The sequence below is a fragment of the Streptomyces lucensis JCM 4490 genome, from assembly GCF_014650035.1.
GTDB classification, from domain to species: Bacteria; Actinomycetota; Actinomycetes; order Streptomycetales; family Streptomycetaceae; genus Streptomyces; species Streptomyces lucensis.
In genome coordinates, this window is the sequence record NZ_BMUE01000014.1 from 32188 (window position 1) to 58083 (window position 25896).

The 25896-nt window shown below is 75.2% G+C and carries 20 protein-coding genes; 10 read left to right on the top strand and 10 right to left on the bottom strand.

Features of this window, described 5'->3' with window-relative positions; genetic code table 11:
* The first annotated feature begins 82 nt into the window (after positions 1-82).
* Positions 83-3310 carry an AfsR/SARP family transcriptional regulator gene (locus IE177_RS26845; protein ID WP_190018019.1) on the top strand — a complete coding sequence of 1076 codons (3228 nt, stop codon included), beginning with the start codon at positions 83-85 and terminating at the stop codon, positions 3308-3310.
* Between the two features lie 64 nt (positions 3311-3374).
* The gene (locus IE177_RS26850; RefSeq protein ID WP_190018020.1) at positions 3375-4790 is read left to right on the top strand and encodes an FAD-binding oxidoreductase; all 1416 of its coding nucleotides are present in this window, start codon (positions 3375-3377) and stop codon (positions 4788-4790) included.
* Positions 4791-4813: 23 nt separating this feature from the next.
* Here the strand turns inward: IE177_RS26850 and IE177_RS26855 are convergent, their stop codons facing one another.
* The gene (locus tag IE177_RS26855; RefSeq protein WP_190018021.1) at positions 4814-7603 is read right to left on the bottom strand and encodes a SpoIIE family protein phosphatase; all 2790 of its coding nucleotides are present in this window, start codon (positions 7601-7603) and stop codon (positions 4814-4816) included.
* 140 nt (positions 7604-7743) lie between these two features.
* On the opposite strand from IE177_RS26855, the gene IE177_RS26860 reads away from it, so the two are divergent.
* A complete protein-coding gene (locus tag IE177_RS26860) occupies positions 7744-8745 on the top strand; it encodes an NAD-dependent epimerase/dehydratase family protein (RefSeq protein ID WP_190018022.1) in 1002 nt (333 codons plus the stop codon).
* A 1-nt stretch (position 8746) separates the two neighbouring features.
* On the opposite strand, the gene IE177_RS26865 is transcribed toward IE177_RS26860, so the two are convergent.
* Positions 8747-9856: a sensor histidine kinase gene (locus tag IE177_RS26865; RefSeq protein ID WP_190018023.1), complete on the bottom strand. Its 1110-nt coding sequence runs from the start codon at positions 9854-9856 to the stop codon at positions 8747-8749.
* Positions 9857-9858: 2 nt separating this feature from the next.
* Positions 9859-10590 carry a response regulator transcription factor gene (locus IE177_RS26870; RefSeq protein WP_190018024.1) on the bottom strand — a complete coding sequence of 244 codons (732 nt, stop codon included), beginning with the start codon at positions 10588-10590 and terminating at the stop codon, positions 9859-9861.
* Positions 10591-10694: 104 nt separating this feature from the next.
* Here IE177_RS26870 and IE177_RS26875 point away from each other — a divergent pair, with 104 nt between their 5' ends.
* From IE177_RS26875 to IE177_RS26885, 3 genes are read left to right on the top strand one after another with little or no spacing between them, the layout of a single operon-like run.
* Positions 10695-11411: a glycosyltransferase family 2 protein gene (locus tag IE177_RS26875; RefSeq protein ID WP_190018025.1), complete on the top strand. Its 717-nt coding sequence runs from the start codon at positions 10695-10697 to the stop codon at positions 11409-11411.
* Entirely contained in the window at positions 11408-12025 is a 618-nt protein-coding gene (locus IE177_RS26880) for a TIGR04282 family arsenosugar biosynthesis glycosyltransferase (protein ID WP_190018026.1), read from the top strand. The genes IE177_RS26875 and IE177_RS26880 overlap by 4 nt, the downstream gene beginning before the upstream one ends.
* Positions 12022-12825, top strand: coding sequence for a class I SAM-dependent methyltransferase (locus tag IE177_RS26885; RefSeq protein WP_190018027.1), 804 nt, complete (start codon positions 12022-12024; stop codon positions 12823-12825). Before IE177_RS26880 ends, IE177_RS26885 begins: the two co-directional genes overlap by 4 nt.
* A gap of 316 nt (positions 12826-13141) precedes the next feature.
* Here the strand turns inward: IE177_RS26885 and IE177_RS26890 are convergent, their stop codons facing one another.
* The gene (locus IE177_RS26890) at positions 13142-14410 is read right to left on the bottom strand and encodes a molybdopterin-dependent oxidoreductase (RefSeq protein WP_190018028.1); all 1269 of its coding nucleotides are present in this window, start codon (positions 14408-14410) and stop codon (positions 13142-13144) included.
* A 113-nt stretch (positions 14411-14523) separates the two neighbouring features.
* Between IE177_RS26890 and IE177_RS26895 the strand changes: the two genes are divergently transcribed.
* The gene (locus IE177_RS26895; RefSeq protein ID WP_190018029.1) at positions 14524-15888 is read left to right on the top strand and encodes a hypothetical protein; all 1365 of its coding nucleotides are present in this window, start codon (positions 14524-14526) and stop codon (positions 15886-15888) included.
* A 45-nt stretch (positions 15889-15933) separates the two neighbouring features.
* Here the strand turns inward: IE177_RS26895 and IE177_RS26900 are convergent, their stop codons facing one another.
* From IE177_RS26900 to IE177_RS26920, 5 genes are all read right to left on the bottom strand, one after another.
* Positions 15934-17571, bottom strand: coding sequence for a sigma-70 family RNA polymerase sigma factor (locus tag IE177_RS26900; RefSeq protein ID WP_190018030.1), 1638 nt, complete (start codon positions 17569-17571; stop codon positions 15934-15936).
* Between the two features lie 193 nt (positions 17572-17764).
* The gene (locus IE177_RS26905; RefSeq protein WP_229816286.1) at positions 17765-19966 is read right to left on the bottom strand and encodes an FUSC family protein; all 2202 of its coding nucleotides are present in this window, start codon (positions 19964-19966) and stop codon (positions 17765-17767) included.
* Between the two features lie 43 nt (positions 19967-20009).
* Positions 20010-21461 (bottom strand): purine-cytosine permease family protein, encoded by a 1452-nt coding sequence (locus IE177_RS26910; RefSeq protein WP_190018031.1) that lies wholly within the window; start codon positions 21459-21461, stop codon positions 20010-20012.
* 115 nt (positions 21462-21576) lie between these two features.
* Positions 21577-22902 (bottom strand): lanthionine synthetase LanC family protein, encoded by a 1326-nt coding sequence (locus IE177_RS26915; RefSeq protein WP_190018032.1) that lies wholly within the window; start codon positions 22900-22902, stop codon positions 21577-21579.
* Between the two features lie 9 nt (positions 22903-22911).
* Positions 22912-23358 (bottom strand): nuclear transport factor 2 family protein, encoded by a 447-nt coding sequence (locus tag IE177_RS26920; protein WP_190018033.1) that lies wholly within the window; start codon positions 23356-23358, stop codon positions 22912-22914.
* 87 nt (positions 23359-23445) lie between these two features.
* On the opposite strand from IE177_RS26920, the gene IE177_RS26925 reads away from it, so the two are divergent.
* Together IE177_RS26925 and IE177_RS26930 are read left to right on the top strand one after the other, a co-directional pair.
* On the top strand, positions 23446-24039 hold the full coding sequence (locus IE177_RS26925; RefSeq protein WP_190018034.1) for a TetR/AcrR family transcriptional regulator: 594 nt from the start codon (positions 23446-23448) through the stop codon (positions 24037-24039).
* Positions 24040-24112: 73 nt separating this feature from the next.
* A complete protein-coding gene (locus IE177_RS26930; RefSeq protein WP_190018035.1) occupies positions 24113-24715 on the top strand; it encodes a DUF3159 domain-containing protein in 603 nt (200 codons plus the stop codon).
* Positions 24716-24764: 49 nt separating this feature from the next.
* Here IE177_RS26930 and IE177_RS26935 read toward each other — a convergent pair whose 3' ends face one another.
* Positions 24765-25748 (bottom strand): NADPH:quinone reductase, encoded by a 984-nt coding sequence (locus tag IE177_RS26935; protein ID WP_190018036.1) that lies wholly within the window; start codon positions 25746-25748, stop codon positions 24765-24767.
* Here IE177_RS26935 and IE177_RS35640 point away from each other — a divergent pair.
* Positions 25747-25896 carry a hypothetical protein gene (locus tag IE177_RS35640; protein WP_190018037.1) on the top strand — a complete coding sequence of 50 codons (150 nt, stop codon included), beginning with the start codon at positions 25747-25749 and terminating at the stop codon, positions 25894-25896. The genes IE177_RS26935 and IE177_RS35640 overlap by 2 nt on opposite strands.

The following is a 25896-nucleotide window of genomic DNA, read 5'->3' on the forward strand; positions in this document are numbered from 1 at the left end:
GCCGGCCGGGCGGGTCGGGCCGCCCCGGCGCCCGCACGGGCCCCGGGTGATCGCAGGGCGTAACCTGCTCGTGAGGGCAGCCATGGGCGACGAGGTACGCATCCGGCTCCTCGGCGGGTTCGCCGTCGCGGTCGGGGACCGCCCGGTCGCCGCCGGGGCGTGGCGGCTGCGCAAGGCCCGGACCGTGCTGAAGCTGCTCTGCCTGGCGCCGGGCCGCCGGATGCACCGCGAACGGCTCTGCGACCTTCTCTGGCCGGATCTCGACGCCGTGGCCGCGGCCAACAACCTGCACCAGGTGCTGCACGCCGCGCGGCGCGCGCTGGCCGCCGCGGGCGCACCGGCCGATGTCGTCGTGCTCCGCGACGACATGGTGCTGCTCGGCGGCGGCACCGTGGTGTCGACCGACCTCGACGCGTTCGACGCGGCGGCCCGGCGGGCCGTGGACGGCGGCGGGACACCGGACTACCGTGCCGCGCTCGCCCTGGCCGGGGCCGGCCTGTTGCCGGAGGACCGGTACGAGCCGTGGGCGAGCGCGGCGGCCGAGGCCCTGGACCGGCGGTGCACCGCCCTGCGGCTGGGGCTGGGCGAGGCGCTGGAGCGGGAGCACCGCCTGGCCGAGGCCACCGAGGTGCTGGAGGCGCTGGTCGCCGGGGACCCCCTGAACGAGCCGGGCCACCGGGCGCTGATGCGGGTCCTGGCCGGCGCCGGACGCCGCCGGGAGGCGCTGGGCGTCTACGAGCGTCTGCGGGAGGCACTGGGGCGCGACACCGGCACCGACCCGGACCCGCGGACGCGCCGCCTGTACCGCACGCTGCTGGCGGACTCGGTCGAGGCACGGACGGAGGCGCCGCGCCCACGGCGGCACGCGCTGCCGGAGCCGGCCACTGACCTGATCGGCAGGGAACGCGAGATGACCGAGGTGGCGGAGCTGCTCGGGCGGAACAGGCTGCTCACCCTCACCGGGACCGGCGGCTGCGGCAAGACCCGGCTCGCGCTCGCCGTGGCGGCCCGCCGGGGCGGCTCCTTCCGGGACGGGGCGTGGTTCGTGGACCTCGCCGGGCTGACCGAACCGGACCTCGTGCCCGAGACGGTCGCCGCGGCGATGGGAGTGCGCCTGCCGCCGTCCGGCGCTTCCCGGGACGCGCTGGTCGCGCAGCTCGGCGACCGGGAGACGCTGCTGGTGCTGGACAACTGCGAGCACCTGGTCGACGCGTGCGCGGCCCTGGCCTCGCAGCTCATCGCCCACTGCCCGGGCGTGTCCGTCCTCGCGACCAGCCGCGAGGCGCTGCGCTCCTACGGCGAACGCACCTTCCGGGTGCCCTCGCTGGGCCTGCCGGACCCGTGCCGCCTGCCGTCCGTCGCGGAACTGGGCCGCTTCGCCTCCGTACGGCTGTTCGTGGAGCGGGCCGCGGACGCGGCCCCCGGGTTCGAACTGACCGACCGCAACGCGGCCGCCGTGGCGCGGATCTGCTTCCGGCTCGACGGCATGCCGCTGGCCCTGGAGCTGGCGGCGGCCCGGGTGCCCGTGCTGGCCCCGGGGCAGATCGCCGAACGCCTCGACGACGCCCTGACGCTGCTCGGCCGGGGCAGCCGGCGCGGCGCCACGCGCCAGGAGACGCTGCTGGCCACGCTGGAGTGGAGCCACCGGCTGCTGGACGACGGGGAACGGCGGCTGCTGCGCCGCCTGGCGGTGTTCGCGGGCGGGTTCTCCCTCGCCGCGGCGGAGGAGATCTGCGCGGACGGCGCGCCCGGCGCGCCGGTGCTGGACCTGATCGGCAGGCTGGCCGACAAGTCACTGGTGGTGGCGGAGCCGAAGCCGGACGAGGTCCGCTACCGGCTGCTGGAGACGATCCGGCAGTACGCGGCGGACCGCCTGCGGGCCGCCGGGGAGACGGCCGCCGTCGAGGCCGCGCACCGGCGTTTCTACCTGGGGCTCGCCGAGGCCCGCGACCGCGAACCGCCCACCGGGGTCTCGGGGGCGGCATCCCTGGAACTGGAGGCCGACTACGGCAATCTGCGGGCCGCCTGGCGCTCACTGCTGTGCCACGAGCCGGACCGGGCGCTGCGGCTGGCCGTCGCCCTGCGTTCGTTCTGGCCCGAGCGGGGCCGTCTCGCCGAGGGCCGGCGCTGGCTGGACGACACCCTGGCCGCCGCGCCGGAGCCCTCCCCGGAGCGGGCGCGGGCGCTGATGGCGCGGGCCGTGCTGGCGATCCGCCTCGGCGACGGCTCCCCGCTGCGGGACATCGCCGGGCAGATCGTCGGCGTCCACCGGCGGCGGGCCGACCCGGCGGCACTGGCCCACGCGCACTTCCAGCAGGCGGTCCTGCTCTGGATGCGCGGTGCCTGGGACAGCGCCGGCGCCGCCCTCGACCTGGCGCGCGGCCTGGGCCGGGAGGCGGGCGAGCCCTCGGTGCTCGCCGCCGCGGCCCACCTCGACGGCGTCCGGGCCGCCGGCCGCGGCGACGGCCGGGTGGCGTGTGCGGCCTGCCGGGAGACGCTGCGGCTGCTCGACGACGTCGCCGCTGGGACCGGACCGTTCCTCCCGGTCATGACACCGGGATACACGGCCGAGGTGGACGGGGTGGGGCAGGTGTCGCTGTTCTTCGAGGAGACGGTGCTGGCCGGCCGTACGGTCGGCCCGTCCCGGGCCGTGGGCTACGCGCTGGCGAACCTCGCCTGGGCGAGCCGTCTCGACGGCGACACCGGTGCCGCCGTCGATGCGGGCGAACGCGCCGTCGACCGGTTCCGGACGCTCGACGACCCGCACGGCGAGTCCCTGGCGCTCAACGTCCTCGGCAACGTCCACCGCGGCCGGGGCGACCTCGGCCGGGCGCGCGAGTGCCTGGACGCGGCGCTGTCGCTGCGGCGCCGGCTCGGCGACCGCCGGGAGGAGGGCATCACGCTCGGCTGCCTGGGCCTGCTCCGGCTGGCCGCCGGCGACAATGGCGGCGCGCGGACGGCCCTCGCCCGGGTCCTGGCCGGCTTCGAGGAGACCGACGACGTCCCCGGCATCACCAACGGCCTGCTGCACCTCGGGCTCGTCGCCCGGGCCGCCGGTGACCCGGCGCGGGCCCGTGCCCTGCTGGTCCGGGCACTGGATCTGGAGCGGGTCGCGGGCTCGCGCTCCGCCGCCGGATGGGTCGCCGTCATGCTGGCACGGCTGCTGCGGCAGGAGGGCGAGGACGAGGCCGCGCGGGCGGCCGAGGCCCGGGCCGGCGCCCTCTTCGCCGGCCTCGGCGACAGCCGTGGACCGGACGTCCCGCGGCGCACGGCGCCCGGTGCGCGAGGACGCAAAGTGTCTGCTGAGTGAGTGCTGAGCGGCGCCGCCTACCGTCCTTCGTGTCGGTGCAAGCACTCACACCAAGGAGCCGATCATGTCGATCGACACGGCCAAGGGAATCCTGGGGGACGCCACCGTCGCCGAGCTGGAGGCAGACCTGCGCGGCACCGTCGTCCGGGCCGGCGACCCCGGCTACGACCGGGCCCGTGCGGTCTGGAACGCCGCTCACGACAAGCACCCGGCGCTCGTCGTGCGGTGCGCCGGGACCGCGGACGTCGTCCGCGCCGTCGAGTTCGCCCGCAGCCAGGACCTGCTGGTCGCGGTGCGCGGCGGCGCCCACAGCATCGCCGGGTTCTCCACCTGCGACGACGGCATCGTCATCGACCTGTCGCCCATGAAGGGCGCCGTCGTCGATCCCGCGGGTCGCCGGGTGGTCGCCCAGCCCGGCCTGACCTGGGGGGAACTCGACCGCGAGACGCAGGCCTCCGGCCTCGCCGTGACCGGCGGCCTGGTCTCCACGACCGGGATCTCCGGCTTCACGCTCGGCGGCGGTGTGGGCTGGCTGCTGCGCCGCCACGGTCTGGCCTCCGACAATCTCACGGCGGCCGAGGTCGTCACCGCCGACGGCCGCGTGGTGCGCGCGGACGCGCACGAGAACTCCGAGCTGTTCTGGGCGCTGCGCGGCGGCGGCGGCAACTTCGGGGTCGTGACCTCGCTGGAGTACCGGCTGCACCCGGTCGGGCCGCAGGTGCTGGCCGGTCTGATCGTCTACCCCGTGGAGCAGGCCCGTCGGGTGCTCGAGGGCTGGCGTGAGCTGATCGCGGGCATGCCCGACGAGCTGACGACACTGGTCGACCTGACCACGGCGCCCCCGCTGCCCTTCCTGCCGCCGGAGGTCCACGGCACCCGCGTCGTGGTCCTGGCCGGGATGTACGCGGGCGACCCCGCGGCGGGAGAGGCGGCCGTCGGCCCGCTGCGCAGGCTGGGGACGCCGATCGCCGACCTCATGGCCCCCATGCCGTACACGGCGATGCAGTCCCTGCTCGACCCCCTGTGGACGGCCGGGGCCCACAACTACTTCACGTCCGCGTTCATCGAGCCGTCCGACGCCGCCCTCGACGCCGTGCTACGGCGCCACCTGACGACGCCCACGCCCTTCAGCGAGGTGCACCTGCACCAGCTGGGCGGCGCCTTCGCCCGCGTACCCGCCGACGCCACGGCCTTCAGCCAGCGGGAGCCGGGCGTGCTGTGCAACGTGATCGCCCGGTCCCCCGGCGCGACGGACTTCGGCGCGCACGTCTCCTGGGCCCGCGAGACCCGCGCGGAGATCGCACGCCACGGCCACGGAGCCATGTACGTCAACTTCACCGGCGACGCCGCCGAGGACAAGGTGCGGGCCTCCTACCCCGACGCGGTGCGCGAACGGCTCGTCCGGGTCAAGGACGACTTCGACCCGACGAACATGTTCCGCCTCAACCAGAACATCCGCCCCTCGGCCGCGGCGTCGTGAGGCGTGCCGGCCGCGGCCCGGGATCAGAACGCGATGTCGTCGAAGAGCACGGACATGTCGGGCTCCCGGACGCGGCCCAGGGTCTGTTCGGCCCAGATCACCTTGCCCCGCGCCGCGTACCGGGTGCCCCAGCCGTCCGCGAACTGGGAGACGAGGAACAGTCCGCGGCCGCCTTCGTCGGTGGTGGCCGCGCGCCGCAGGCGCGGTGAGGTGCTGCTGCCGTCCGACACCTCGCAGACGAGGGTGCGGCCCAGCAGCAGTCTGACGCGCACGGGCGGGGCGCCGTAGCGGATCGCGTTGGTGAGGAGTTCGCTGAGGATGAGTTCCGTGCTGAACGCCTGCTCCTCCAGCCCCCAGTCGGTGAGCCGCCGGTTCACCTCGGCGCGGGTGCGGGAGACGGCCGACACGTCGAACGGCACGTCCCAGGCCGCGACCCGGGACGGGTCGAGCAGCCGGGTCCGGGCCACCAGCAGCGCCACGTCGTCGCTGGGGTGGTCGGGCAGCATCGCGTCCATCAGGGCCCGGCAGGTCTCCTCCGGCGTCCCGCCGGCCCGGGCGACGGTGGAGCGGAGCAGCTCCAGTCCCTCGTCGATGTCCCGCCCCCGGTTCTCCACGAGGCCGTCGGTGAACAGCACGAGGCGGCTGCCCTCGGGCAGGTCCAGCTCGCCGGCCTCGAAGGGATGCCCGCCCACGCCCAGGGGCGGCGCCAGCGGGAGGTCGGGAAAGGTCACCCGGCCGCCGGCGTCCACGACGGCGGGGGCCAGGTGCCCGGCGCGGGAGAGGGTGCAATGCCCGCCCGCCGGGTCGTAGATGGCGTAGATGCAGGTGGCGCCGGTGAGCGGGGCGCGGTCGTCCGCGTCGTGCGCCGTGTGGGTGTCCAGCCGGGCCACCATCTCGTCGAGATGCCCGAGCAGCTCGTCCGGGGCCAGGTCGAGCGAGGAGAAGTTGAGCACGGCGGTCCGCAGCCGTCCCATGGTCACCGCGGCCTGCAGGCCGTGCCCCACGATGTCCCCGACGACCAGGGCGACCCGGAAGCCGGGCAGCGGGATGACGTCGAACCAGTCCCCGCCCACACCGGACCGGGCCGGCAGATAGCGTGAGGCGATCTCCAGCGCGTCCTGTTCCGGCAGGCCCGGGGGCAGCAGGCTGCGCTGCAGGGTCTCGGCCATCTCGTGTTCGCGGGAGTACCGGCGGGCGTTGTCGATCGCGACGGCGGCCCGGGCCACCAGTTCCTCGGCCACGGCGACGTCCTCGTCCTCGAACCGGGGGAAGTCCGCCGCGCGCCAGAAGTTGACCATGCCGAGGACCACCCCGCGGGCCCGCAGCGGCACCGAGACCAGGGAGTGGATGCCGTACTCGAGCGCCTCCAGGGCGCCCTCCGGGTCCTGGGCCCGCCAGTCCTGCGCGTCGTGCAGGTCCGGCACCAGGACGGCCTTGCCCCGCTGCAGCGCCGCCACCATCGGGGTGTCGGCCACCACGAAGCGGATCAGTTCCCCCACCGGCTGCAGGGGGTGCCCGGTCCGTGACGCCCGCAGCGCGGTGCGCCGCATCCGGTACACGGCGCCCGTGGGCTCGTCGCCGCGCAGTACGGCCTCGAGGAGTTCCACGGTGACGATGTCGGCCAGCCGGGGGACCGCCACCTCGGCCAGCTCCTGCGCGGTACGCCGCACGTCGAGCGTGGTGCCGATGCGCGTGCCCGCCTCGTACAGGAAGGACAGCCGGCCCCGTGCCACCTGGGCCTGGCCGGAGAGGGCCCTGAGTTCCGTGGTGTCGCGGAAGGTGGCGACCAGCCCCTGGCCGCCGCCGTACGGCGCGGTGAGCCGGACGTTCACCGCCAGCAGCCGGTCGCCGGCCCGGACCACCTCGTCGGACACGGCCTCGCCGGCGACGAGCAGCCGGGTCGGACCGGGCCCCAGCCCCAGTTCGGTGACCTGCCGACGGTCGGCGTCCTCGGGGAGGCCGAGCAGCCGGCGTGCCTCGTCGTTGGCGAGCAGGACGCGCCCGTCGCCGCCGACGATCAGGACTCCCTCGCGCACCGCGTGCAGCACGGCGTCGTGGTGCTCGTACATCCGGGTCATCTCGGCCGGACCGAGTCCGTGGGTCTGCCGCAGCAGCCGGCGGCTGACGAGAGCCGTGCCGGCGGTCGACAGCAGCAGCGCCCCCGCGGCCGCGCCGAGCAGCATCGGGAGCTGCTGGTTGAGCACGTGGGTGAGGTTGGCGTACCGGATGCCGGCGCTGACGATGCCGACGACGCGTCTGCTGGCGTCCGTCACGGGTACGACCGCGCGGACGGCGTCGCCCGGACGGCCGTGGAAGGTCTCCGTGTACGCCTCCCCCGCGGTGGCCGGGCCGACGCCCGGAGCCTTCTTGCCGATGAGGGCCGGGTCGGAGGAGTCGGCGACCCTGACACCGTGTTCGTCCATGAGGGTCATGAAGTCGACGCCGGCCGCCTTTCCGGCCTGCTCCACGGAGGTCTGCAGCCGTGCCGTCGGGTCCGCCGACCGCAGCGCGAGTGCCGTGCCGGGGGCGTGCGCGTAGGCCTCCGCCGCGGCCAGCGACCGGTCCCGTGCGCTGCGCTCGGCGTCGTAGCGGCCCTGCAGCACCAGGGCGGTGGCGGCCACCGCGACCAGCACCAGCACGATGAGCGCCTGGAGCAGGAACACCTGGGCGGCGAGGGTGCGGACGCTCAGGGACGGCGAGAGGCGGCGCCCGGGTGACCACCGGAAGCCTTTACGACGGGACGGACCGGACGACCGCCGTGTGCCGGGTGGCGGCGCCGCTCTCGCCCAGGGCCGGCGGGAACGTCCGCGCATGTCCCTTTTCTAGCACTGGGCCCGCGTGTCCGGCGACCGCTGCCCGTTCCCTCCGGCGCGCCACGCAGCGGGTCTTACGGACCGGTGACGTGCGGCTCGGCCGCGCGGGTCCGCGGCGCGGCCGGCTCTAGCGTGGCCGTATGCGCGTACTGGTCACCGGCGGTGCCGGCTTCATCGGGTCCCATGTCGTCACGGCGTTGCGGGAGGGAGGGCACGAGCCGCTGGTGTACGACGTCCGGGAGGACCCTGGTGCGGACGTCCGCGACGCGGCGGCCCTCGCCCGGGCGCTGGCCGGTGCGGACGCCGTCTGCCATCAGGCGGCCATGGTCGGGCTCGGCGACGGGGTCGCCGACGCGGCGGAGTACGTCTCGCGCAACGACCTGGGTACGGCCGTGCTGCTCGCCGCCATGGCGCGGGCGGGGGTGCGGCACCTGGTGCTGGCCGGCTCGATGGTCGTGTACGGGGAGGGCCGGTACACGTGCCCGCGGCACGGTGCCGTACGGCCCGGTCCGCGCGCCGTGGCCGATCTCGACGCGGGCTCCTTCGAGCCCCGCTGCCCGGAGTGCGGCGCGGACCTCGCACCGGGCCTGGTCGGTGAGGACGCCCCGGCCGATCCCCGGAACGTGTACGCGGCCACCAAGCTCGCCCAGGAGCACCTGGCCGCCGCCTGGGCCCGCTGCACGGGCGGGTCGGCGGTGTCGCTGCGGTACCACAACGTGTACGGCCCGCGCATGCCGCGCGACACCCCGTACGCCGGGGTCGCGTCCTTCTTCCGCTCGGCGCTCGCCCGCGGGCAGGCGCCCCGGGTGTTCGAGGACGGGCGGCAGCGGCGGGACTTCGTGCACGTGCGGGACGTGGCCGCGGCGAACGTCGCGGCGCTGGAGGCGCGGGCCGCGCCGGGAGTCCTCACGGCGTACAACACCGGCAGCGGCGAGCCGCACACCGTGGGCGAGATGGCGCGGGCGCTGTCCGCCGCGTGCGGTGGCCCGCTGCCGGTGGTCACCGGGGAGTACCGGTTGGGCGACGTCCGGCACATCACCGCGGACTCCTCGCGGCTGCGGGCCGCGCTGGGCTGGCGGCCGCGGGTGGGGTTCGCGGACGGCATGAAGGAGTTCGCGCGGGCCGGACTGCGGGAGGAGTGAGTCAGGGTGCGGCCGGGAGGGTCACCTCGAAGCGGCAGCCGCCCGGGATGTTGCGGACGGTCGCCCGGCCCCGGTGGGCCTCCACGATGCCGCGCACGATGGCGAGGCCGAGGCCCGCGCCCGCAGGGGGCGTGCGGGCGTCGGTGCCGCGCCAGCCGGTGTCGAAGACGCGCGGCAGGTCCTCCTCGGGGATGCCGCCGCACCCGTCGGTGACGGACAGCACCACCCCCTCTCCGGTGCGCTCGGCGGCGACCGCCACCGTGCCGTCGGCCGGCGTCCGGCGGATGGCGTTCACCAGCAGGTTGCCGAGCACCCGGCTCATCTCCCTGCCGTCCACCTCCACCGGCAGCGGTTCGACGCGGTCGCCGACCAGCCGTACCCCGTGTTCCCGGGCGAGCGGATCGGCTCCCGCCAGGGCGTCGCCGACCAGGTCGTACAGCGAGATGCGCGAGGGGGTCAGCGGGAGGGTGCCCGCATGGATGCGGGAGAGTTCGAACAGGTCGCCGACCATGTCGTTGAGCCGTTCGACCTCGGTGCGCATCTGCCTCAGGTAGCGGCCGGGGTCGGCCGCTACGCCGTCCTCCAGCGCCTCGGACATGGCCCGCAGTCCGGCCAGCGGGGTGCGCAGGTCGTGCGAGATCCAGGCGACCAGCTCGCGCCGGGAGGTCTCCAGCGCCCGCTCACGGGCCCGCGACTCGGCGAGCCTGGCGCTGGTCGCGGCCAGCTCACGGCTGAGCGCGTCCAGTTCGGCGGTGCCCGGGACCGCGGGGGCGGCGAACTCGCCGCCGTCGCCGAAGTGGCGGGCGGCTTCGGCGAGTTCGCGGCTGCGGGCGACGACCCAGCGGCCGAGCAGCAGCGCGGTGGCCAGCGAGACGACGGCGGCCATCGCGACGACGGTGGTGACGACGGTCAGGTCGTGCGGGGAGAGGAACATCGCCCAAGCGACGGCGAGCGTGCCGGCGAGCATCGCGACGACGCCGACCGCCGCGACCACGGTGAGCGAGGCGGTGAGCGAGCGTCGCCGGATCAGGCGCAGCACGCCGGCTCCGGCGAGTCCGGCGGCCGCTGCGGCGGCGAAGGCGTACAGGGCTATGAGGAGGGTGTCGCGCATGGTCAGAGCCCTGCCTCACCGGGCTCGAAACGGTAGCCCACGCCCCACACCGTCCGGATCAGCCGCGGCCTTGCCGGGTCTTCCTCGACCTTGCCGCGCAGCCGGCGGACGTGCACGGTGACGGTCGACAGGTCACCGAAGTCCCAGCCCCAGACCTCGCGCATCAGGTCCTCGCGGCCGAAGGCGCGGCCCGGATGCCTCAGGAAGAAGGCGAGCAGGTCGAACTCCCTCAGGGTGAGGGCGAGTTCCCGGCCGTCCTTGGTGGCCGTGCGGGCCTCGGTGTCGACCGACAGTCCCGCCGCGGCCAGCCGGGAGCCGGCCGTGACGGGGCGGCTGCGGCGCAGCACCGACTCCACGCGCAGCACGAGTTCGCGGGGGCTGAAGGGCTTGGTGACGTAGTCGTCCGCGCCGACCTCCAGACCGAGGATGCGGTCGTCCTCGTCGCCCCGCGCGGTGAGCATGATGACCGGCACCGGTCCGCGGTCCCGCATCCGGCGGCACACCTCCAGTCCGTCCATGCCGGGCAGCATCAGGTCCAGCACCACGAGGTCGGGCCGGTGTGCCGCGGCGCGGGTGAGGGCGGTGGGGCCGTCGCCGGCGCGGTCGACCACGTAGCCGGCGCGGTGGAGGTATCCGGTGACGACTTCGGCGACGGTCGGGTCGTCGTCGACGACCAGGACCCGGGCCGCCCCGTCGGCGGCCGCTGTCCCGGGGAACTCGTACGGCGGTTGCATGCCCCCAGCCTCGCACCACGCGTCTTCCGGCGGCGGGGCGGCGGGTACGGCGTCCGCGTTTCGTAAGGAGCTCGCGCCCGGTATGTCCGGTCGCCGTTCGTAGGGTGAAGGACGTGACGACCACTCCATCGGACATCGACGTGGTGCTGCCCTGTCTGAACGAGGCCGAGGCCCTGCCCTGGGTGCTCGCCCGGATCCCGGCCGGCTGGCGCGCCCTCGTCGTCGACAACGGTTCCACCGACGGCTCCGCCGACATCGCCCGCGCGCTGGGCGCGACGGTGGTGCACGAGCCGCGGCGCGGCTTCGGCGCCGCCTGCCACGCCGGGCTGACCGCGGCCACCGGCGACATCGTCTGCTTCTGCGACTGCGACGCCTCCCTCGACCCCTCGCTGCTGGAGGCGTTCGTGCGCGAGGTCCGGCGGGACGCGGCCGACCTGGTGCTCGGCCGGCGGCGCCCGCGCGGCCGGGGCGCCTGGCCGGTGCACGCCCTGGCCGGCAATCTCGTGCTCGCCCGGATGCTGCGCCGGCGCACCGGGCTGCGCCTGCACGACCTGGGCCCGCTGCGCGCCGCCCGCCGCGAGGCGCTGCTCGGACTGGGCCTGACCGACCGGCGCAGCGGCTACCCGCTGCAGATGGTCGTGCGCGCGGCCGACGCCGGCTGGCGCGTCACCGAGCACGACGTGCCCTACCTGCCGCGCGCCGGAGCGTCCAAGGTGACCGGCACCTGGCGGGGCACCTGGCAGGCGGTGCGGGACATGGGCCGGGTCCTGTCGGAACCGCCCGCGCCGCACGCGCCGGCCGTACGGAGGCCCGTACGGTGACCACGCTGCTCGTCATCGCCAAGGAACCGCGCCCGGGACGGGTCAAGACCCGGCTCACCCCGCCGTTCAGCCCGCGGGAGGCGGCGGAACTGGCCGAGGCGGCGCTGGCCGACACGCTGTGCGCCGTGGCGGCCGCGCCCGCGTCCCGGCGCGTGCTCGTCCTCGACGGTGCACCCGGGCCGTGGCTGCCGCCGGGCTTCGAGGTGCTGCCGCAGTGCGGGGGCGGGCTGGACGAGCGGCTGGCGGACGCCTTCGCGCACTGCCGCGGTCCCGCCCTCCTCATCGGCATGGACACCCCGCAGGTGACGCCCGACCTCCTCACCGTCGACCTCGCGGACTCCGAAGCGTGCCTCGGCCCGGCGGAGGACGGCGGGTTCTGGGCCCTGGGGCTGGCCGAGGCCGACCCGGCGCTGCTGCTGGGCGTTCCCATGTCGACCCCCCTGACCGGGGCCGTGCAGCGGGAGCGGCTGGTCGCCGCCGGGCTGCGGGTACGGGACCTGCCCCGGCTGCGGGACGTGGACGTGGCGGCCGACGCCCGTGCCGTGGCCGCTCTCGCCCCGCACAGCCGGTTCGCCGCGCGCCTCGCGCGCTGCGCGCCGGCCGCCGGGCGATGAGCAGCCCGCCCGCCGCCCGCCTGGCCTGGGCGGCCGCCGACCCGTACGCGACCGCACTGCGCAGCGGCCGGGGCCCGCTGTTCCTGCGCCGCACGGACGGCTGGCTGCTGCCGCTGGAGGTGGAGCGCTGGTGCGCCCGGGCGGACGCGGTGGACCGGCAGGTCCTGGACCGCTGCGAGGGCGCAGTCCTGGACGTCGGCTGCGGGCCGGGTCGGCTGGTGGCGGAGCTGGCCGCCCGGGGCCGTACCGTGCTGGGCGTCGACGTCAGCGACGCCGCCGTGGAGCACACCGCGCGGCGCCTCGGGTCCGCCTCGATGCGGCGGGCACGGGAGGCCGGGGGCGGGCAGGCGCTGCGCCGCTCCGTCTTCGACCCGCTGCCGGGCGAGGGACGCTGGGACACCGTCCTGCTGATGGACGGCAACGTCGGCATAGGCGGCGATCCGGCCGTCCTGCTGGAGCGGGTGGCCGGGCTGCTGCGCCCCGGCGGTCTGCTGATCGCCGAGACCGCCGGGGCCGACGTCGACGAACGCGCCCGGGTCCAGGTGGTCGACGTCGTCGGCGCCTTCGGGGCCGGCGGTGACCCGTTCCTCTGGGCGCGCCTCGGCACTCCGGCCCTGGTGCGGTACGCGCGCGGGGCCGGTCTGCGGGCCGTGGGTCAGTGGGAGGCCGGCGGGCGGTGTTTCGCCGCCCTGCGCACCCGCAGCGCCAGCAGCAGCGCCGAGCCGCCGAAGAGTACGGCGGTGATCAGCAGCCAGCGGGCGAGGAAGCCGTCCGGGGACAGTCCGGTGGCCGACCGGTAACGCCGGCCGGCCATGCCGCTGATCAGCGGGAACCAGACCAGCAGGAGCAGCCCGGACAGCGCGGCGGGCACCCGGGCGTACGGCGCCCAGTCACGCCGCCCGGCCGCCCCCAGCCCGTGGGTCACCGCCCGGTCCGCCACCGAGTACAGCGGCAGCAGCACGAGATCGTGCAGCAGCGCGGCGCCCACGATCCACAGCGCGACCCCGAACCAGTCGCCGGCGAACAGCCGTACGCCCGCGTACGCGGCGAGTGCGAAGGAGCAGCCGAGCAGCAGCAGGTGGAGCGGACTGCCGAGGGGAGGAGGGCGGCGTCGCATCACAGGTCTCCGAAGGTCAGCCGGGACACCCACTTGGTGTTGAGCACGCCCGGTGCGGCGGGCACGATGATCCGTGCCGGGTAGCCGTGGTCGGGGGACAGGCCCTCGCCGTTGACCTGGAACGCGAGCAGGGAGCGCGGGTCGGCCACCTGGTTGGCGCGCAGGGCCGCGTGCCGGAACGCGCCGTGCCGTTGCAGGGACTCGACGAACAGGTCGGGCGGGGCACCGTCGTACCCGGCGAGCGCGGCGAGGTCGCGCAGCCGCACCCCGCGCCACCACTGGTCGGCGGTGGACCAGCCCTCCACGCAGGCGATGGGCAGGGACGCGCTGTGCTGCGGCAGCCGGAGCAGCTCGGCCCTGCTGAGCCGGACGGCGCCGGTGCGGCCGGTGACGACGAGGCGCCAGGCGTCCTCGTGGGTGTCGGCCGCCGTGATACCGGCGTATCCGGCCGTCTTGTTGATCTGGAAGCCGTTCGGGCCGCCGCCCGGGTCGGCGGTGCCGTGGGGTGCGAGCAGGGCCGTGCGGCGGAAGGGCCCGCCCAGGCTCTGCCCGACCGTGGTCACCAGCAGCAGCAGCGAGGCGCCCCCGACCTGCCCCAGCGGGCCGCGCCGGGAGACCGTCGGCGGATCGGGCCGTGGTGCGACCAGCGTGCCGGCGTCCGCGGCGGCGGGACGCTCCGCCGTCCCCGCCCTCCCCGCCGTCCGCCGCCGCACGGTGCGCACGGCGGCCGGAGCCTTCAGCGCCGCGTGCGCCACGAACGCGGCGAAGAACACCCACGCGCCGTAGAAGTGCAGGGGGTAGAAGGAGCCGGGGAAGACGTAGTCCAGCTGCACGTTGAGCACGCCGGTGGTGAACTCGAACAGCCCGCCCCCGACCAGCAGCACCAGTGACACGCGCTCCAGCGCGTGCGCGACGGAGCGGGCCGGCGGCAGCTCGAACAGTCTGGGCACCACCGACCAGAGTTTGGCCAGCAGGACGGGGATCAGGGTGATGCCGAGCGTGACGTGCGTGCCCTGGGTGAGCCGGTAGAGCCACACCGGGTCGGTCGGCCAGGCGAAGAGGTAGAAGCCGAGGAGCCCCTTGTCCGGTGTCTGGTCGTTCACCGGGGACAGGCCCGGGTTGTAGGCGGCGTAGGACACCAGGCCGGTCACGAACAGCACGGTGATGCCGGTGAGCAGGACGAGGCCGAGTACCGAGGTGAGCCACGGTCCGCGCAGGGGGCTGCGCCAGAAGCCGGGCGACGTGGGGAGCCGGGGGTGGTCGCGCATGTTCCGACCGTAGGCCGGGGGACCCCCGGAAGGGCGCGTGCCGCTCATGACGAAACGCTGACGTCCGGCCCCGGCCCGCGGTCCGTCGCCGCCGGCCCGCCTAGCGTGTGGCCGTGACCCGACTCTGCCGCCGTGACCTGTACGCCGCCGGTGCCGCCGCCCTCCTCGTGACGGTGGCCGTACTCGTCGGCCGCCGCATCCAGGACACCCGCCACACGCTGTTCGTGCACTGGCCGCCGGTGCTGGCCGAGTGGGATCCGCATGTCGGCCCCGGCACCCCGGCCGCCCTGGCCGTGGCGGTGGCCACGGTGGCCTGGGGTCCCGCCCTGGCGGACCGCCTCCGGTGGCGGACGCTGCTCGCGTCCGCCTGGGCGGTCGCCGTGGCGTGGATCGTCTCCCTCGCGCTGGTCGACGGCTGGCAGCGGGGCCTCGCGGGCCGGCTCACCACCCGGAACGAGTACCTGCGCGTCATCGGCCGCTTCCACGACATCCCGGCCGCCCTGCGCGACTTCGACCACCACATCCTCATCGGCTCGCCCGGCCACTGGCCCGCGCACGTCGCCGGCCACCCCCCGGCGGCCACGCTGACCTTCGTCCTGCTCGACCGGATGGGGCTGCGGGGCGGCGGCTGGGCCGGGATGTGGTGCGTCGTCGCCGGCGCGACGGGATGTGTGGCCGTGCTGGTCGCGATCCGGCTCCTCGCCGCGGAGGCCCTCGCGCGGCGGGCCGCGCCGTTCCTGGTGCTGGCGCCCGCCGCCGTGTGGCAGGGCGCGTCCGCCGACGCCTACTTCGCGGCGGTCGCCGCGTGGGCCGTGGCCCTGCTCGCCCTCGCGCTCACCCGCCGGTCCCCGTGGTGGGCGGCCGGCTCCGGGCTCCTGTTCGGCCTGACCTGCTACCTCTCCTACGGCCTCACGCTGTTCGCGCTGCCCGGAGCCGCGGTGCTCGTCCTCGGCCGGCGCGAGCTACGGGAGCGGCCCCTGGTGCTGCTGCCGCTGCTCGCCGGACTGGCCGTCGTGCCCACGCTGTCGGCCCTCGCCGGCTTCGACTGGTGGGAGGCCTACCGCCTGCTCGTCACCCGGTACTACCAGGGCGTGGGCGGCACCCGCCCCTACGGTTACTGGGTGTGGGCCAACCTCGCGTGCACGGTGCTCATCACCGGCCTGGCCACGGCGGCCGGTCTGCGGCGGGCGGCGGGCGAACTGCTCCGCCGGCGCGTGGCCCGTGAGCCGGACCCGGGCGGGCCGGCCGGCGGGTCGGCGGCACGCGTCCGCCTGGCGGTCCTCGTGTGGACCGCCCTGCTGGCCCTGCTCGTCGCCGACGTGTCCGGGATGAGCAAGGCGGAGACGGAACGCATCTGGCTGCCGTTCGCCCTGTGGCTGCTGCCGGCCTGCGCGCTGCTCCCCCACCGCCGCGTCTGGCTCGCCGCGCAGGCGGTGCTCGCGCTGCTGCTCAACCATCTGCTGCTGACCGGCTGGTGACGGAGCGCGACGCACCGGCCGTGGGCCCGAGCCGCGCTCCCCCCGTCACAGCCTGGCGCCGAAGTCCTGCGTCCACCAGGGGCCGCCGGTGCCCTTGTGGACGCCCACGCCGATGTCCTTGAAGGAGCAGTTGAGTATGTTCGCCCGGTGTCCGGGGCTGTTCATCCAGGAGTTCATCACGTCCTGGGCGGTCTGCTGGCCCTGCGCGATGTTCTCCCCTTCCGTGGACCAGCGGTAGCCCGTCGCGGTGATGCGCTGACCCGGGTCGGCGCCGTCCGGGTTGGTGTGGTCGAAGAAGCCGCGCGCGGCCATGTCGTCGGAGTGGCTCTGCGCCGCCTTCTGCAGCTGCGGGTCCGCGGTGAGCGGACCGCATCCGGCCGTCGCCCGTTCCCTGTTCACCAGCGCCACCACCTGTCCGACGGTGTCCGAGGGGGCGGGCTGCGTCCGTGGGGTGCCGGCCGGGGCCGGGGCCTGCGGCGTGGAGCGCCGGGGAGCCGGCGTGCTCTTCTTCGCCGGGCTCGGGGTCTTCGAAGCGGTCGTCCTTTTCTTCTTCTTGGGCTTCGAGGGGGACGGCGAGGCGGTCGGCCGAGCCGACCGCGACGTCTCGGCGGCGCTGGGTGCCGAGAGGTCCACGACGGGCGCGTCCGATCGCTCGGCGGCCGCGGTCCCGCTGCCGCTCCCGGACTCCGTGCCGAAGTACCAGAGGCCGCCCCCGACGACACAGGCCGCGACGACGGCGCCGGCGACGGCCCGCCGCCGGACGCGCCGCAGCCGGCGGGACTCGCCGCGGGAGGCGGTCCGGCCCCGCGCGGCACGCCGGCCGGTGCGCGGGGCCGGCCCGGTCCCGGAGGTGTCGATCCGGGTCGCGGAACCGGCCGGGGCCATCGGGCCGGAGGCGGAGCGCACGCCCTCGAGCAGCGCCGGCGCGGCCGCGACCAGCGCCAGACCGGCCAGCAGCCCCTCCGCGGGCATCAGCCCGCTCCACAGTCCGGAGCAGCGGGCGCAGCCGCGGGCGTGCCGGGCTATTCGCTTGCGCCACAGCGCCGAGGGTATGCCGTCCCAGGAGGCCAGCACGGCGCGGAGCTCCTCGCACGACGGCCGCGCGTCGAGCGCCCGCACCACCACGCGGGCCGCCTCCAGCTGGGCCTTCATCCGCTGCACCCGGACCGCCGTGTGCTGGGGCGACAGGTCCAGGGCGGCGGCGACCTCGGCCCGGGTCAGTTCGCCGGCGCACTCCAGCCACCACAGCGACAGCAGGCCCCGGTCGTCCGGCTCCAGCCAGCGGGTCGCGCGCGCCGTCTCCTGGCGCTGCCCGGACAGCTGCAGCTGCACCACCGTCAGGTCGACGAAGTCGGCTCCCGGATCGGCCAGGTCCCCGGCCTCCTCGACCGCGCCCGGGGCGGAGCTGCGGGCCTGCCAGTGGGCGCGGACCTGGTTCATCGCGATCGCCACCAGCCAGGAGCGGAAGCGCTCGGGAGACCGCAGGCCGCCCAGCCCGTCCAGAGCGCGCAGCATGGTCTCCTGCACGACGTCGTCCACGTCCACCGAGCCGTTCAGGGCCCGCCCCACGATGTTGTAGACCAGCGGAAGGTACGCGCTGACCAGGGCGTCCTGAGCCTGCGCGTCCCCCTCTCGGGCAGCGGTCACCAGTGCCGCCGTCTCCGCCGCGTGCTGTGTGCTCATCAAATGCTTCCTGTCCTCGACGCCGAACGATTGTGTCCGATGCCTGGGAGACCGCTCGGGGCGCCTCGGATAACACTTGTTGCGAAAACCGTCACCCGGTGGGCCGGGAACAGGTGAGGTCACCGGCCGGCGGGTGCCCGCCGGCCGGAGCGGCGCGGACCGCGTCGTGGCGTGCGCCGGCCGAGATCCGCGGTCAGTGGTGGGCCGGTCTGGGTGCGGGGCGGGTCCCGGTCGCGGGGGCGGCGTGCGCGATCCGGGTCAGGTCGTCCAGCAGGGAGTCCAGCCAGGACACGGCCGCGTAGTACAGCCGTGGGGCGCCGGGCGGCTGTGCGGCGCGGGCCGGGCCGGTCAGCGGCAGCGGCGGGGCCGGGGTGTCGTCCGCCGGGTCCAGCGCCGCCGGCACCAGCAGCAGCCGGCCGGCGACCCGCTCCCCCAGCTCGCGGAGCGGCTCGGCCGCCGACGCGTCCAGTGCGGCGGACGGCGGCTCCAGCAGCCGGTCGGATCCCCACAGCGTGTGGTGGCCTGCGATGAGCGCGGCCTGCCAGTCCACGCCGGCCGGCACCGGTGTGCGGCTCCTGCCGCCGAAGGGCGCCGGCTCGCTCTGGTACTGCGCGTACGCCGACTCGGCGAGGACGACCGCGTGCTGCAGCGACCGGTGCCGCGAACCGCCCGGGGGAGCGCCCGCCCCGGTGCCGGCCGCCACCGAGGCCGCGGTGGCCACCACGGTCTCGGCCGCCCTGCGCAGCAGTTCCGCCCCGGCGTGGGCCAGTTCGGCGTGCGCCCCGCGGGGCCAGGCCAGCAGCCCGAAGACGGCGCCGATCGCGCTGCCGATCAGCACGTCGAGCATCCTGACCTCCGCCAGCCGCCACGTCGGCGGCGCCAGCTGGGCGAAGACCAGTGCCACGAGCACGGTGAACAGGCCCTGCGCCCAGCCGACGCCGCGCACCGGTCCCACCGTGAAGGTGAACAGCATCCACACCGGCAGCACGGCGGCGTACACGGCGGTGTCGGTCCCCACCAGGGTCAGGGTCCCGGCGGTGACCAGGGCTCCGGCCAGCGTGCCCGTGAGCGCCAGGCGGATGGTGCTCCAGGTCGCGTCCATGGTGGTCCGGGTGAGGGTGAGCGTCGCCAGCATGGCCCAGAATCCGTGCGGCAGTGTGTCCACGCCGGCCACGAGCCGGGCCGCCGTCAGGGCCAGGGCGATGCGCACCGCGTTCTGGAAGAACACCGACCGCCGTCCGGCGTTTCCGTGCGCCCGGTGCCACCACAGGAGCGGGGCCCGTGTGGTGGCGTACCAGAAGCGGCCCGGCGGCAACTCGACCCGGGCGTGCCGGCCCCGGACCGCGAGGTCGGCCGCGGCGCCCATGGCCAGGGCGGCGTCGGCGATCTCCAGCACGGCGGCGTCGCGGCGCAGAACGGCGGGCGGGAAGCCGGCCGGCGGGCCGCCGCCGTCAGCGGGGGCGGTGCCCGCCGACGACGCCGACAGCCGGGCGCGGGCCGCGACCAGGTCGGCGTACGCCGCCGACGGCGACGGGCCGGTCCGCAGGCAGGCCGCGGTCGCCGTGGCCAGGCGTGCCACCGCGTGCAGCACGGCGGTCACGGCGGGCCCCGAAGGCTCTCCCGGCACGGCGGGCGGCCGCTCCAGCCTGTTGAGCAGGGTGCGGGTGGCGAGGCCGGTGTGGGAGAGGGCGCGGTCGTGCACCCCCGGCCCGGCCGGGCGGTCGGCCTCGGGCACGTTCAGCGGCCGCAGCGCCTGGCCGGCCGCCCGGGCCGCCCGGACGTCGGTGGCGGGCAGTTCGTACGGGGGTGCGGCGAGGAGGGGTGCGCAGTGCGCGGCTGTGCGGGCCGCCCGCGCGGCCCGCTCCGGGTACGACATGGGCCGGGGCTCGGAGAGGATCAGCGCCTCGGCGGCGGCGAGCAGAGCCAGTCCGGCGGTGGCGCCGATCAGCCGGTCGCCGAGCGAGCCGGGATCGTACGGGGGAAACGACGGCAGGATGTACAGGAGTTGCAGACCCGGTGCCGCGCCGGCCGGACGGGGGCCGCCGACGGCGCTGAAGGCCAGGGTGAAGCCGACGACCAGCATGCCGGCGACCGCGCTCCACGTGCGCACCGACAGGTAGGTGCCCACGACCACCAGCACCCAGCACACCGGCAGCACACGCGACACCACCGCGGCGCGCTGCGGCCCGGTGCCGGGGATCCGGGAGAGTCCGCCGAGCGCCACCGTGGAGAAGAGGGCGTAGGTCGCGGCGACGCGGTTGTCCAGGCCGTAGCGGAAGAGGTAGAAGACGGCCGCGGCGACCAGCGTCACGCGTACCGCCCGGCGGCCCGCGGCGGCGTAGGCCGCGGGTATCCGGCCGGCCGGGACACCCCACACCCCTACAGAATCGCCCACCCGGGCACGCTCGGCACCTCGCCGCCGGACGTCCGGCGGGCGTTCAGGGCTCGCGGTGCTCGTGTGCCGCCTGCTCCAGGTCCCGTGCCTCCGCCAGGGCCAGGCGTTCCTCGGCCGCGACGTCGATCGAGCGCGTCAGCCACCAGTACAGCAGCGCGGACACCGGAAGCCCGACGAACAGGGAGATGTCGGCCCCGCCGAGCGCCTTCGCGGCCGGGCCGACGAACAGGGTCCCGACGGAGAAGAACGGGATCATGACGACGAAGCCGACCAGGTAGGCGATGATCCCGTGCCAGCCCCAGCGACCGTAGATGCCGTTCGGGTTGAAGATCTCGGCGACGGCGTAGTGCCCGCGGCGCACGATGTAGTAGTCCATCAGGTTCACCGCGGTCCACGGGATGAACAGGTAGAGCACCAGCAGCAAGAAGTTGTTGAAGTTCGCAAGGAAGTTGGAGGTGGCGGCCAGCGCGCCGACCAGGGAGAGCGCCGCGGTCAGCCCGATGGTGAACAGGCGCACGCCCAGTGTCGGGCGGACCCGCTTGAACGAGTCGATCGCGCTGATGAGGGTCAGTGAGCCGCCGTACATGTTCAGCGCGGTGACGGACACCAGCCCGAGGGTGGCGAAGAGCAGCACGATCGCGCCGAACCCGTCGAACACCCTGTCTCCGGCGGCGTTGATCGAACGGATGGTGTCGAAGTCCTTGCCGGCCCACGCGGCCAGCATCGCGCCGAGCGCCATCAGCCAGATGCCGCCGAGCGCGGAGCCGAAGTAGGTCCAGTAGAAGGTCTTGCGGACCGTCACGTCCGGCGGCAGGTAGCGCGAGTAGTCCGAGACGTAGATGGCCCAGCTGATCTGGTAGCCGGCGACCACGCCGAACTGGGCGAGGAACGGCGTCAGCTCGAACGCGCCGAGGTCGAAGGAGCCCGCGGGGTAGTGCAGGGTGACGAGGACGCCGACCGTGAAGATCCCGAAGACGACCAGGAACGTGTAGGTCAGCAGCCGCTCCGCCTTGTGGATGATGTCGTAGCCCACCAGCGCGATGACGAGCGCGACCGCGGTGACCACCACCACCCACAGTTTGACGCCGCCGTGCAGCGTGGTGTGCAGGGACTCGGCCGCGAGGACGCTGTTGAAGACGTTGAACCCGGCGTACTGCACATAGGCGAAGAGCCACACCAGCAGGGCGCCCACATAGCCGAACTGGGGCCGCGACTGGATCATCTGCGGCAGCCCCAGCTGGGGGCCCTGGGCCGAGTGGAAGGCCATGAAGAAGGTGCCGATGAGGGTACCGGTGGCGATGGCCAGCAGTGACCATATGAGGTTGCCGCCCTCGGTGATGCTGATCAGCCCCACCGCGAGGGTGGCGATCTGGGCGTTGGACATGAACCACAGGGGACCCAGATGCCAGAGCTTGCCGTGCCGCTCGTCCAGGGGGACGTAGTCGATCGACCGGACCTCCAGGCCCGACACCCTCGGCTCTGCTGAAGTGCTCATGACGCCTCCGGAGTGCGGTGCCCCCGCGCCTCATTCTTCTCCCCCGCGGCCACGGTGACGAGCGTGGCGGGCCGCCCCGGCACGGGTCAGCGTGCGGGGCCCCGCGCCGCCGCTGTCAGGAGGCCGCGGCGCGCAGGTGCGGCGGCACCGCCCACCACTGGTCGGGGCGGTCCACCACCGAAGCCCCGGGACCGCTCTCCACGAACCGGCCGAGGCGCAGCAGATACGCCGCGATGCCCGCCGCGCCTTGCATCCACGCCGTGTTCGGGGGCAGGAGCGGTGGGTCCTCGCGGTGTTCCAGGAAGCGCCAGCGGGCGCCCGCCTCGTCCTCGACGGCCCGCGCCACCAAGGCGTCGCCCATCGTGCGCGCCGCCCGCAGGAGGGTCTGCGCCCTCGATTCCCCGGCGAGGTCCTGCGCCGCGTCCAGGAGTACGTCCCCCACGCCCGCGGTGCCGCAGCAGCGGCCGTCGTTGTCCCAGAAGCCCGGGCGCAGGCGCTCCGGGATCCCCGAGGTCAGCAGCGACGTCAGGCAGCGGTCGCGCAGCTCGCCGACGGCGAGGCCCGACACCTCGTGGACTCCCGCGTGGGCCAGCGCCGCGAACAGGTGCGAGGTGCCGGCCGGGCCGTGGCACCAGGTGAACGTCACGGGCTCCCGGTCCTCCGGCGGCGGGATCATCAGCGGGGCGGCGAAACCGCCGTCCGCCAGGGAACCCACCGACAGGACGTGCCGGGCCCCCTGGACCGCGGCTTCGACGAAGTCGGCCCGGCCGAGCGCCGCGCCCGCCACGGCCAGCGCCGCGGCCACACCCGCGGTGCCGTGCGAGTAGTTCGGCATCCGCCGCTCCGTGCGCGGCGTCATCCCCCAGTCCAGTCCGGCCGGTGTCCGGTCCGCCGCACGCAGCAGGGCCTCGCCGCCCGTCGCCGCGATCGGCTCCGCGAACTCTCCGCCCGCCCAGACGGCCGTCATCACGATGCCCGCGGTGCCCGCGATGACGTCGCTGAGGGGCGCGTCGGAGCCCGGCTCGAACTCGATCGTGGTCCGCCAGCCCTCGGGGGTCGCCAGATCGGCCAGCCGTCGCAGCGCGACCGACTCCGAGCCCGGGGCGAGCAGTCTCAGCGCCATGGCGTCGCCCGCCAGTCCGTCGTACAGCGAGGCCTCGACGCGGTTCTCCGCCTGCGCCGACAGTCTCGTCACGATGCCGGCCGCCAGGGTCCGCTCGGCGCCGGTCAGTTCCCGGTACTGCGCGATCTCCGCCAGCACCGGGGCGAGGCCGGCGATGCCCGCGTACAGCGAGTCGCGGTCCTTCGCCGGTGCCGCCTCCTCGCCGCCCTCCGCCACCGTCTCCGGCAGCCACGGGCCGCCGTCGTCGTCACGGACCTGGCCCAGCACCCACGACCAGGCGGCCTCGCCCAGTTCCCGATACATGTCGTCCCCCGCCATGGGGCCACCCTAGCGGTGCGTGCTTCCCCCGGCGTCCCGGGCCCCGGCCACGCCCGAGGCGTCCATGTAGTCGCGGACCCGCGTGAGGAGTCCGCCGTCCACACGGAGGATCAGCAGGCCGGGCACGGTGAAGCGGGCGTTCCGGGGCGGCACGGTGCCGACCACCACGTGCTCGGCGACGATCACCCCGGGTTCGGCGGTCTCGTAGGCCGCGACCCTCCTGATCTCCTCCACCCGGGCGGGACCGGCGCCCCAGGCCGCCCGGTAGCCCGCGCGCACGGCCTCGCGCCCCTCGAAGCGCGGCGGGAAACCGGGTGAGGCGAACGGGAACTCGTGCACCGCGTCCTCGGCGTACAGATCGGCGAGATCGTCCGCGGACTTGTCGAGCAGGGCCTGGTAGTAGCGCTCCAGCACCTCGAGTGGGGTGGGGACAGCGGAGGTTCCGGGAGCCGGCACGGCGATCACTCCATTCGCTCAACAACCGTTGACCCAATCACCGTAGGCCCGGTCGGCACTTTCGGTCAACGGCCGTAGAGTTAAACGGTGACGACGCCCCACCAGTCCCGCGCCGACCGCCGCCGAGCCACCGAGGCCCGCATCCTCGCCGGCGCCCGGGAGCTGTTCGCCGAGCGGGGATTCGACCGCACCACCATTCGCGCCGTGGCCACCGCGGCCGGCGTCGATCCCGCTCTGGTCATGCAGTACTTCGGCTCCAAGCGCGAGCTGTTCACCCGGGCCGTGCAGGCCTTCCCCGCGCCGCCGGCTCCCGGCGGCGCCGACGCGCTGGTGGATCAGCTGCTGGCCACGCTCGGCCTGAAACTCGGCGGCCTGCCCGAGGGCACGCTCGCGATGATGCGCTCCATGCTCACGGACCCGGCGGCGGCCGAGCAGGCCCGCGAAGCCCTCGGCAGGCAGATCGACGGCATCGGCGCCGCCCTGTCCGCCGCCGACGACCCCGAGCTGCGCGCCGCACTGGTCATCACCACCTTGCTGGGCGTCACCATCGGCCACCAGCTCCTCGGCCTGCCCGCGCTCCGGGACGCCCCGGCCGACCGCATCGCCGCCCTGCTGCGGCCGGCCGTCGAGGCCCTGACGGAACCGGGCCCGTCATGCGGCCCGCGGCGGCCGACCGCATGATGGGAACGGAGGGACGGTCCCGGCATCCCGGCTTCCGGCATCCCGGGTTCCGGCATCCGAGGGGAGAGCTGCCATGGCGCAGCAATCGGCGACGAAGGCCCCGGCCACGAAGACGGTCGGCAAGGGCAGCGTGTTCCTGTCGTTCACGCCGTGGATCATCTTCGGCGTGGTCGCCAGCCCAAGCACCTGGGAGTACGCGGCCCTCGCCGCGCTGATCGCCTCGATCGCGCTGTCGGGCCAGGACCTCCTGCGGGGGAAGCTGCGCGTGCTGGACCTGACCGGCATCGCCTTCTTCGCCGTCGTCTGCGTCCTCGCCCTGGTCCTGGACCGCGGCCAGCTCCTCTGGCTCGAGACCTACGCCCAGGTCATCTCCAACGGGCTGGTGGCCGTGGTGGCCCTCGGATCACTGCTGTTCGAGCCGTTCACCGCCCCGTACGCCCGGGAGTCGACCCCGGCGGAGTACTGGGACTCCCCCGTCTTCAAGCACATCAACAGGGTGCTCACGGTGGTGTGGGGGGCCGCCTTCGCCGTCATGACGGTCTCGACCTGGCTGGCCATCCGCTATCCGTCCCAGGACGACTGGTTCAACTGGGTCGTCCCGATCGCGGTGGTGGTGTGGGCCATCAAGCTCACGGAGAGTTATCCGGAGTCGTACAAGGCGCGTATCGGCGCCTGACGAGCCGGCGGGCCCGGCCCGTCACGGTTCGAGTCCGCCGGACGGCCGGTCACCCGGGATCCGTGCGCAGGACCACGCGCAGCCCGTGCAGTTCACCCCTCTCCAGCCGCGCGTGGACGTCGGCCGCCGCGCTCAGCGGGAGCACCTCGGTCCTCCGCGGGCGCAGGACGCCCCGGCCGAGCAGGTCGTTGACGCACCCGGCGGCTGCGGCGAGTTCGTCGGGTGTCGCGTTCGAGATGGCGAATCCCACGACCGAGCGGTCGTCCATGTAGAGGGAGCCGGCCGGCAGCACGGGGCGGCTGCGGGCCCCGGCCAGCAGCACCACGCGGCCGCGCCGGGCGAGCAGACCGACCGAGGTCTCCAGGTCGTTGACGCCGGAGGTGTCCACGTACAGGTCGAGGCCGTGCGGCGCCGCCCGGCGGATCCTCCCGGCCAGGTCAGGGTCCCGGTAGTCGAACACCTCCGCCGCGTTGGACTCCCGGCAGTACGCGGCGTCCCGCGCGCCGGCCGTGGCGAGGACGCGGGCGCCGGCCCGGGCCGCCAGCGTCACCAGGGCGCTGCCCACGTTGCCGGCCGCCCCCGCGACCAGCACGGTCTCGCCCACACGGAACCGTCCGTGGACGAACAGCGCGAGATAGGCGGTGGCGGCCGGGTGGAGCACCGCCACCGCGGCGTACGGGTCGACGCCCTCGGGCAGGTGGTACAGCCGGTCGGCGGCCGCCACCGCCTGTTCCGCCGCGGCGCCCTGCCGTCCCCCGTGGCCGAGGCTGTTGCACCACACCCGGTCCCCGGCGCGGAAGCCGGTGACGCCGGGCCCCGTCTCCGCCACCGTGCCGACCAGGTCGCGGCCGATGACGAAGGGGAAGTCCACGTGCGTGCGGAAGACACCGGAGCGGACGAAGGCGTCCACCGGGTCGACCGCGGCGGCCAGGACGTCCACCAGGACGTCGGTGGGCCCCGGCCGCGGAGCGGCGATCTCGCCGTACCGGATGACGTCCGGCGGTCCGAGCTCCTCGATGAACGCAGCACGCATGAGTCACACCTCTGTGCCCGGCTGGAGCGCGGACTCGCCGTACGCCCTGATGTGGCCGCCGTTCGTGGCGCTCGGCCTGGGCGTCGGCTTGGTGATGTCGTCCCCCTCCCCCTCGCACGCCGCGGCGGAGCTGGGCAGGCGTGCGTGA

Bases quoted from the DNA above. Each gene is read 5' to 3' on its own strand.
- IE177_RS26915 (WP_190018032.1), bottom strand. From the start codon at position 22,902: ATGGCGGGGGACGACATGTATCGGGAACTGGGCGAGGCCGCCTGGTCG.
- IE177_RS26845 (WP_190018019.1), top strand. From the start codon at position 83: ATGGGCGACGAGGTACGCATCCGGCTCCTCGGCGGGTTCGCCGTCGCG.
- IE177_RS35640 (WP_190018037.1), top strand. From the start codon at position 25,747: ATGAGTCACACCTCTGTGCCCGGCTGGAGCGCGGACTCGCCGTACGCC.
- IE177_RS26885 (WP_190018027.1), top strand. From the start codon at position 12,022: ATGAGCAGCCCGCCCGCCGCCCGCCTGGCCTGGGCGGCCGCCGACCCG.
- IE177_RS26900 (WP_190018030.1), bottom strand. From the start codon at position 17,571: ATGAGCACACAGCACGCGGCGGAGACGGCGGCACTGGTGACCGCTGCC.
- IE177_RS26935 (WP_190018036.1), bottom strand. From the start codon at position 25,748: ATGCGTGCTGCGTTCATCGAGGAGCTCGGACCGCCGGACGTCATCCGG.
- IE177_RS26850 (WP_190018020.1), top strand. From the start codon at position 3,375: ATGTCGATCGACACGGCCAAGGGAATCCTGGGGGACGCCACCGTCGCC.
- IE177_RS26890 (WP_190018028.1), bottom strand. From the start codon at position 14,410: ATGCGCGACCACCCCCGGCTCCCCACGTCGCCCGGCTTCTGGCGCAGC.
- IE177_RS26855 (WP_190018021.1), bottom strand. From the start codon at position 7,603: ATGCGCGGACGTTCCCGCCGGCCCTGGGCGAGAGCGGCGCCGCCACCC.
- IE177_RS26870 (WP_190018024.1), bottom strand. From the start codon at position 10,590: ATGCAACCGCCGTACGAGTTCCCCGGGACAGCGGCCGCCGACGGGGCG.
- IE177_RS26910 (WP_190018031.1), bottom strand. From the start codon at position 21,461: ATGAGCACTTCAGCAGAGCCGAGGGTGTCGGGCCTGGAGGTCCGGTCG.
- IE177_RS26865 (WP_190018023.1), bottom strand. From the start codon at position 9,856: ATGCGCGACACCCTCCTCATAGCCCTGTACGCCTTCGCCGCCGCAGCG.
- IE177_RS26930 (WP_190018035.1), top strand. From the start codon at position 24,113: ATGGCGCAGCAATCGGCGACGAAGGCCCCGGCCACGAAGACGGTCGGC.
- IE177_RS26860 (WP_190018022.1), top strand. From the start codon at position 7,744: ATGCGCGTACTGGTCACCGGCGGTGCCGGCTTCATCGGGTCCCATGTC.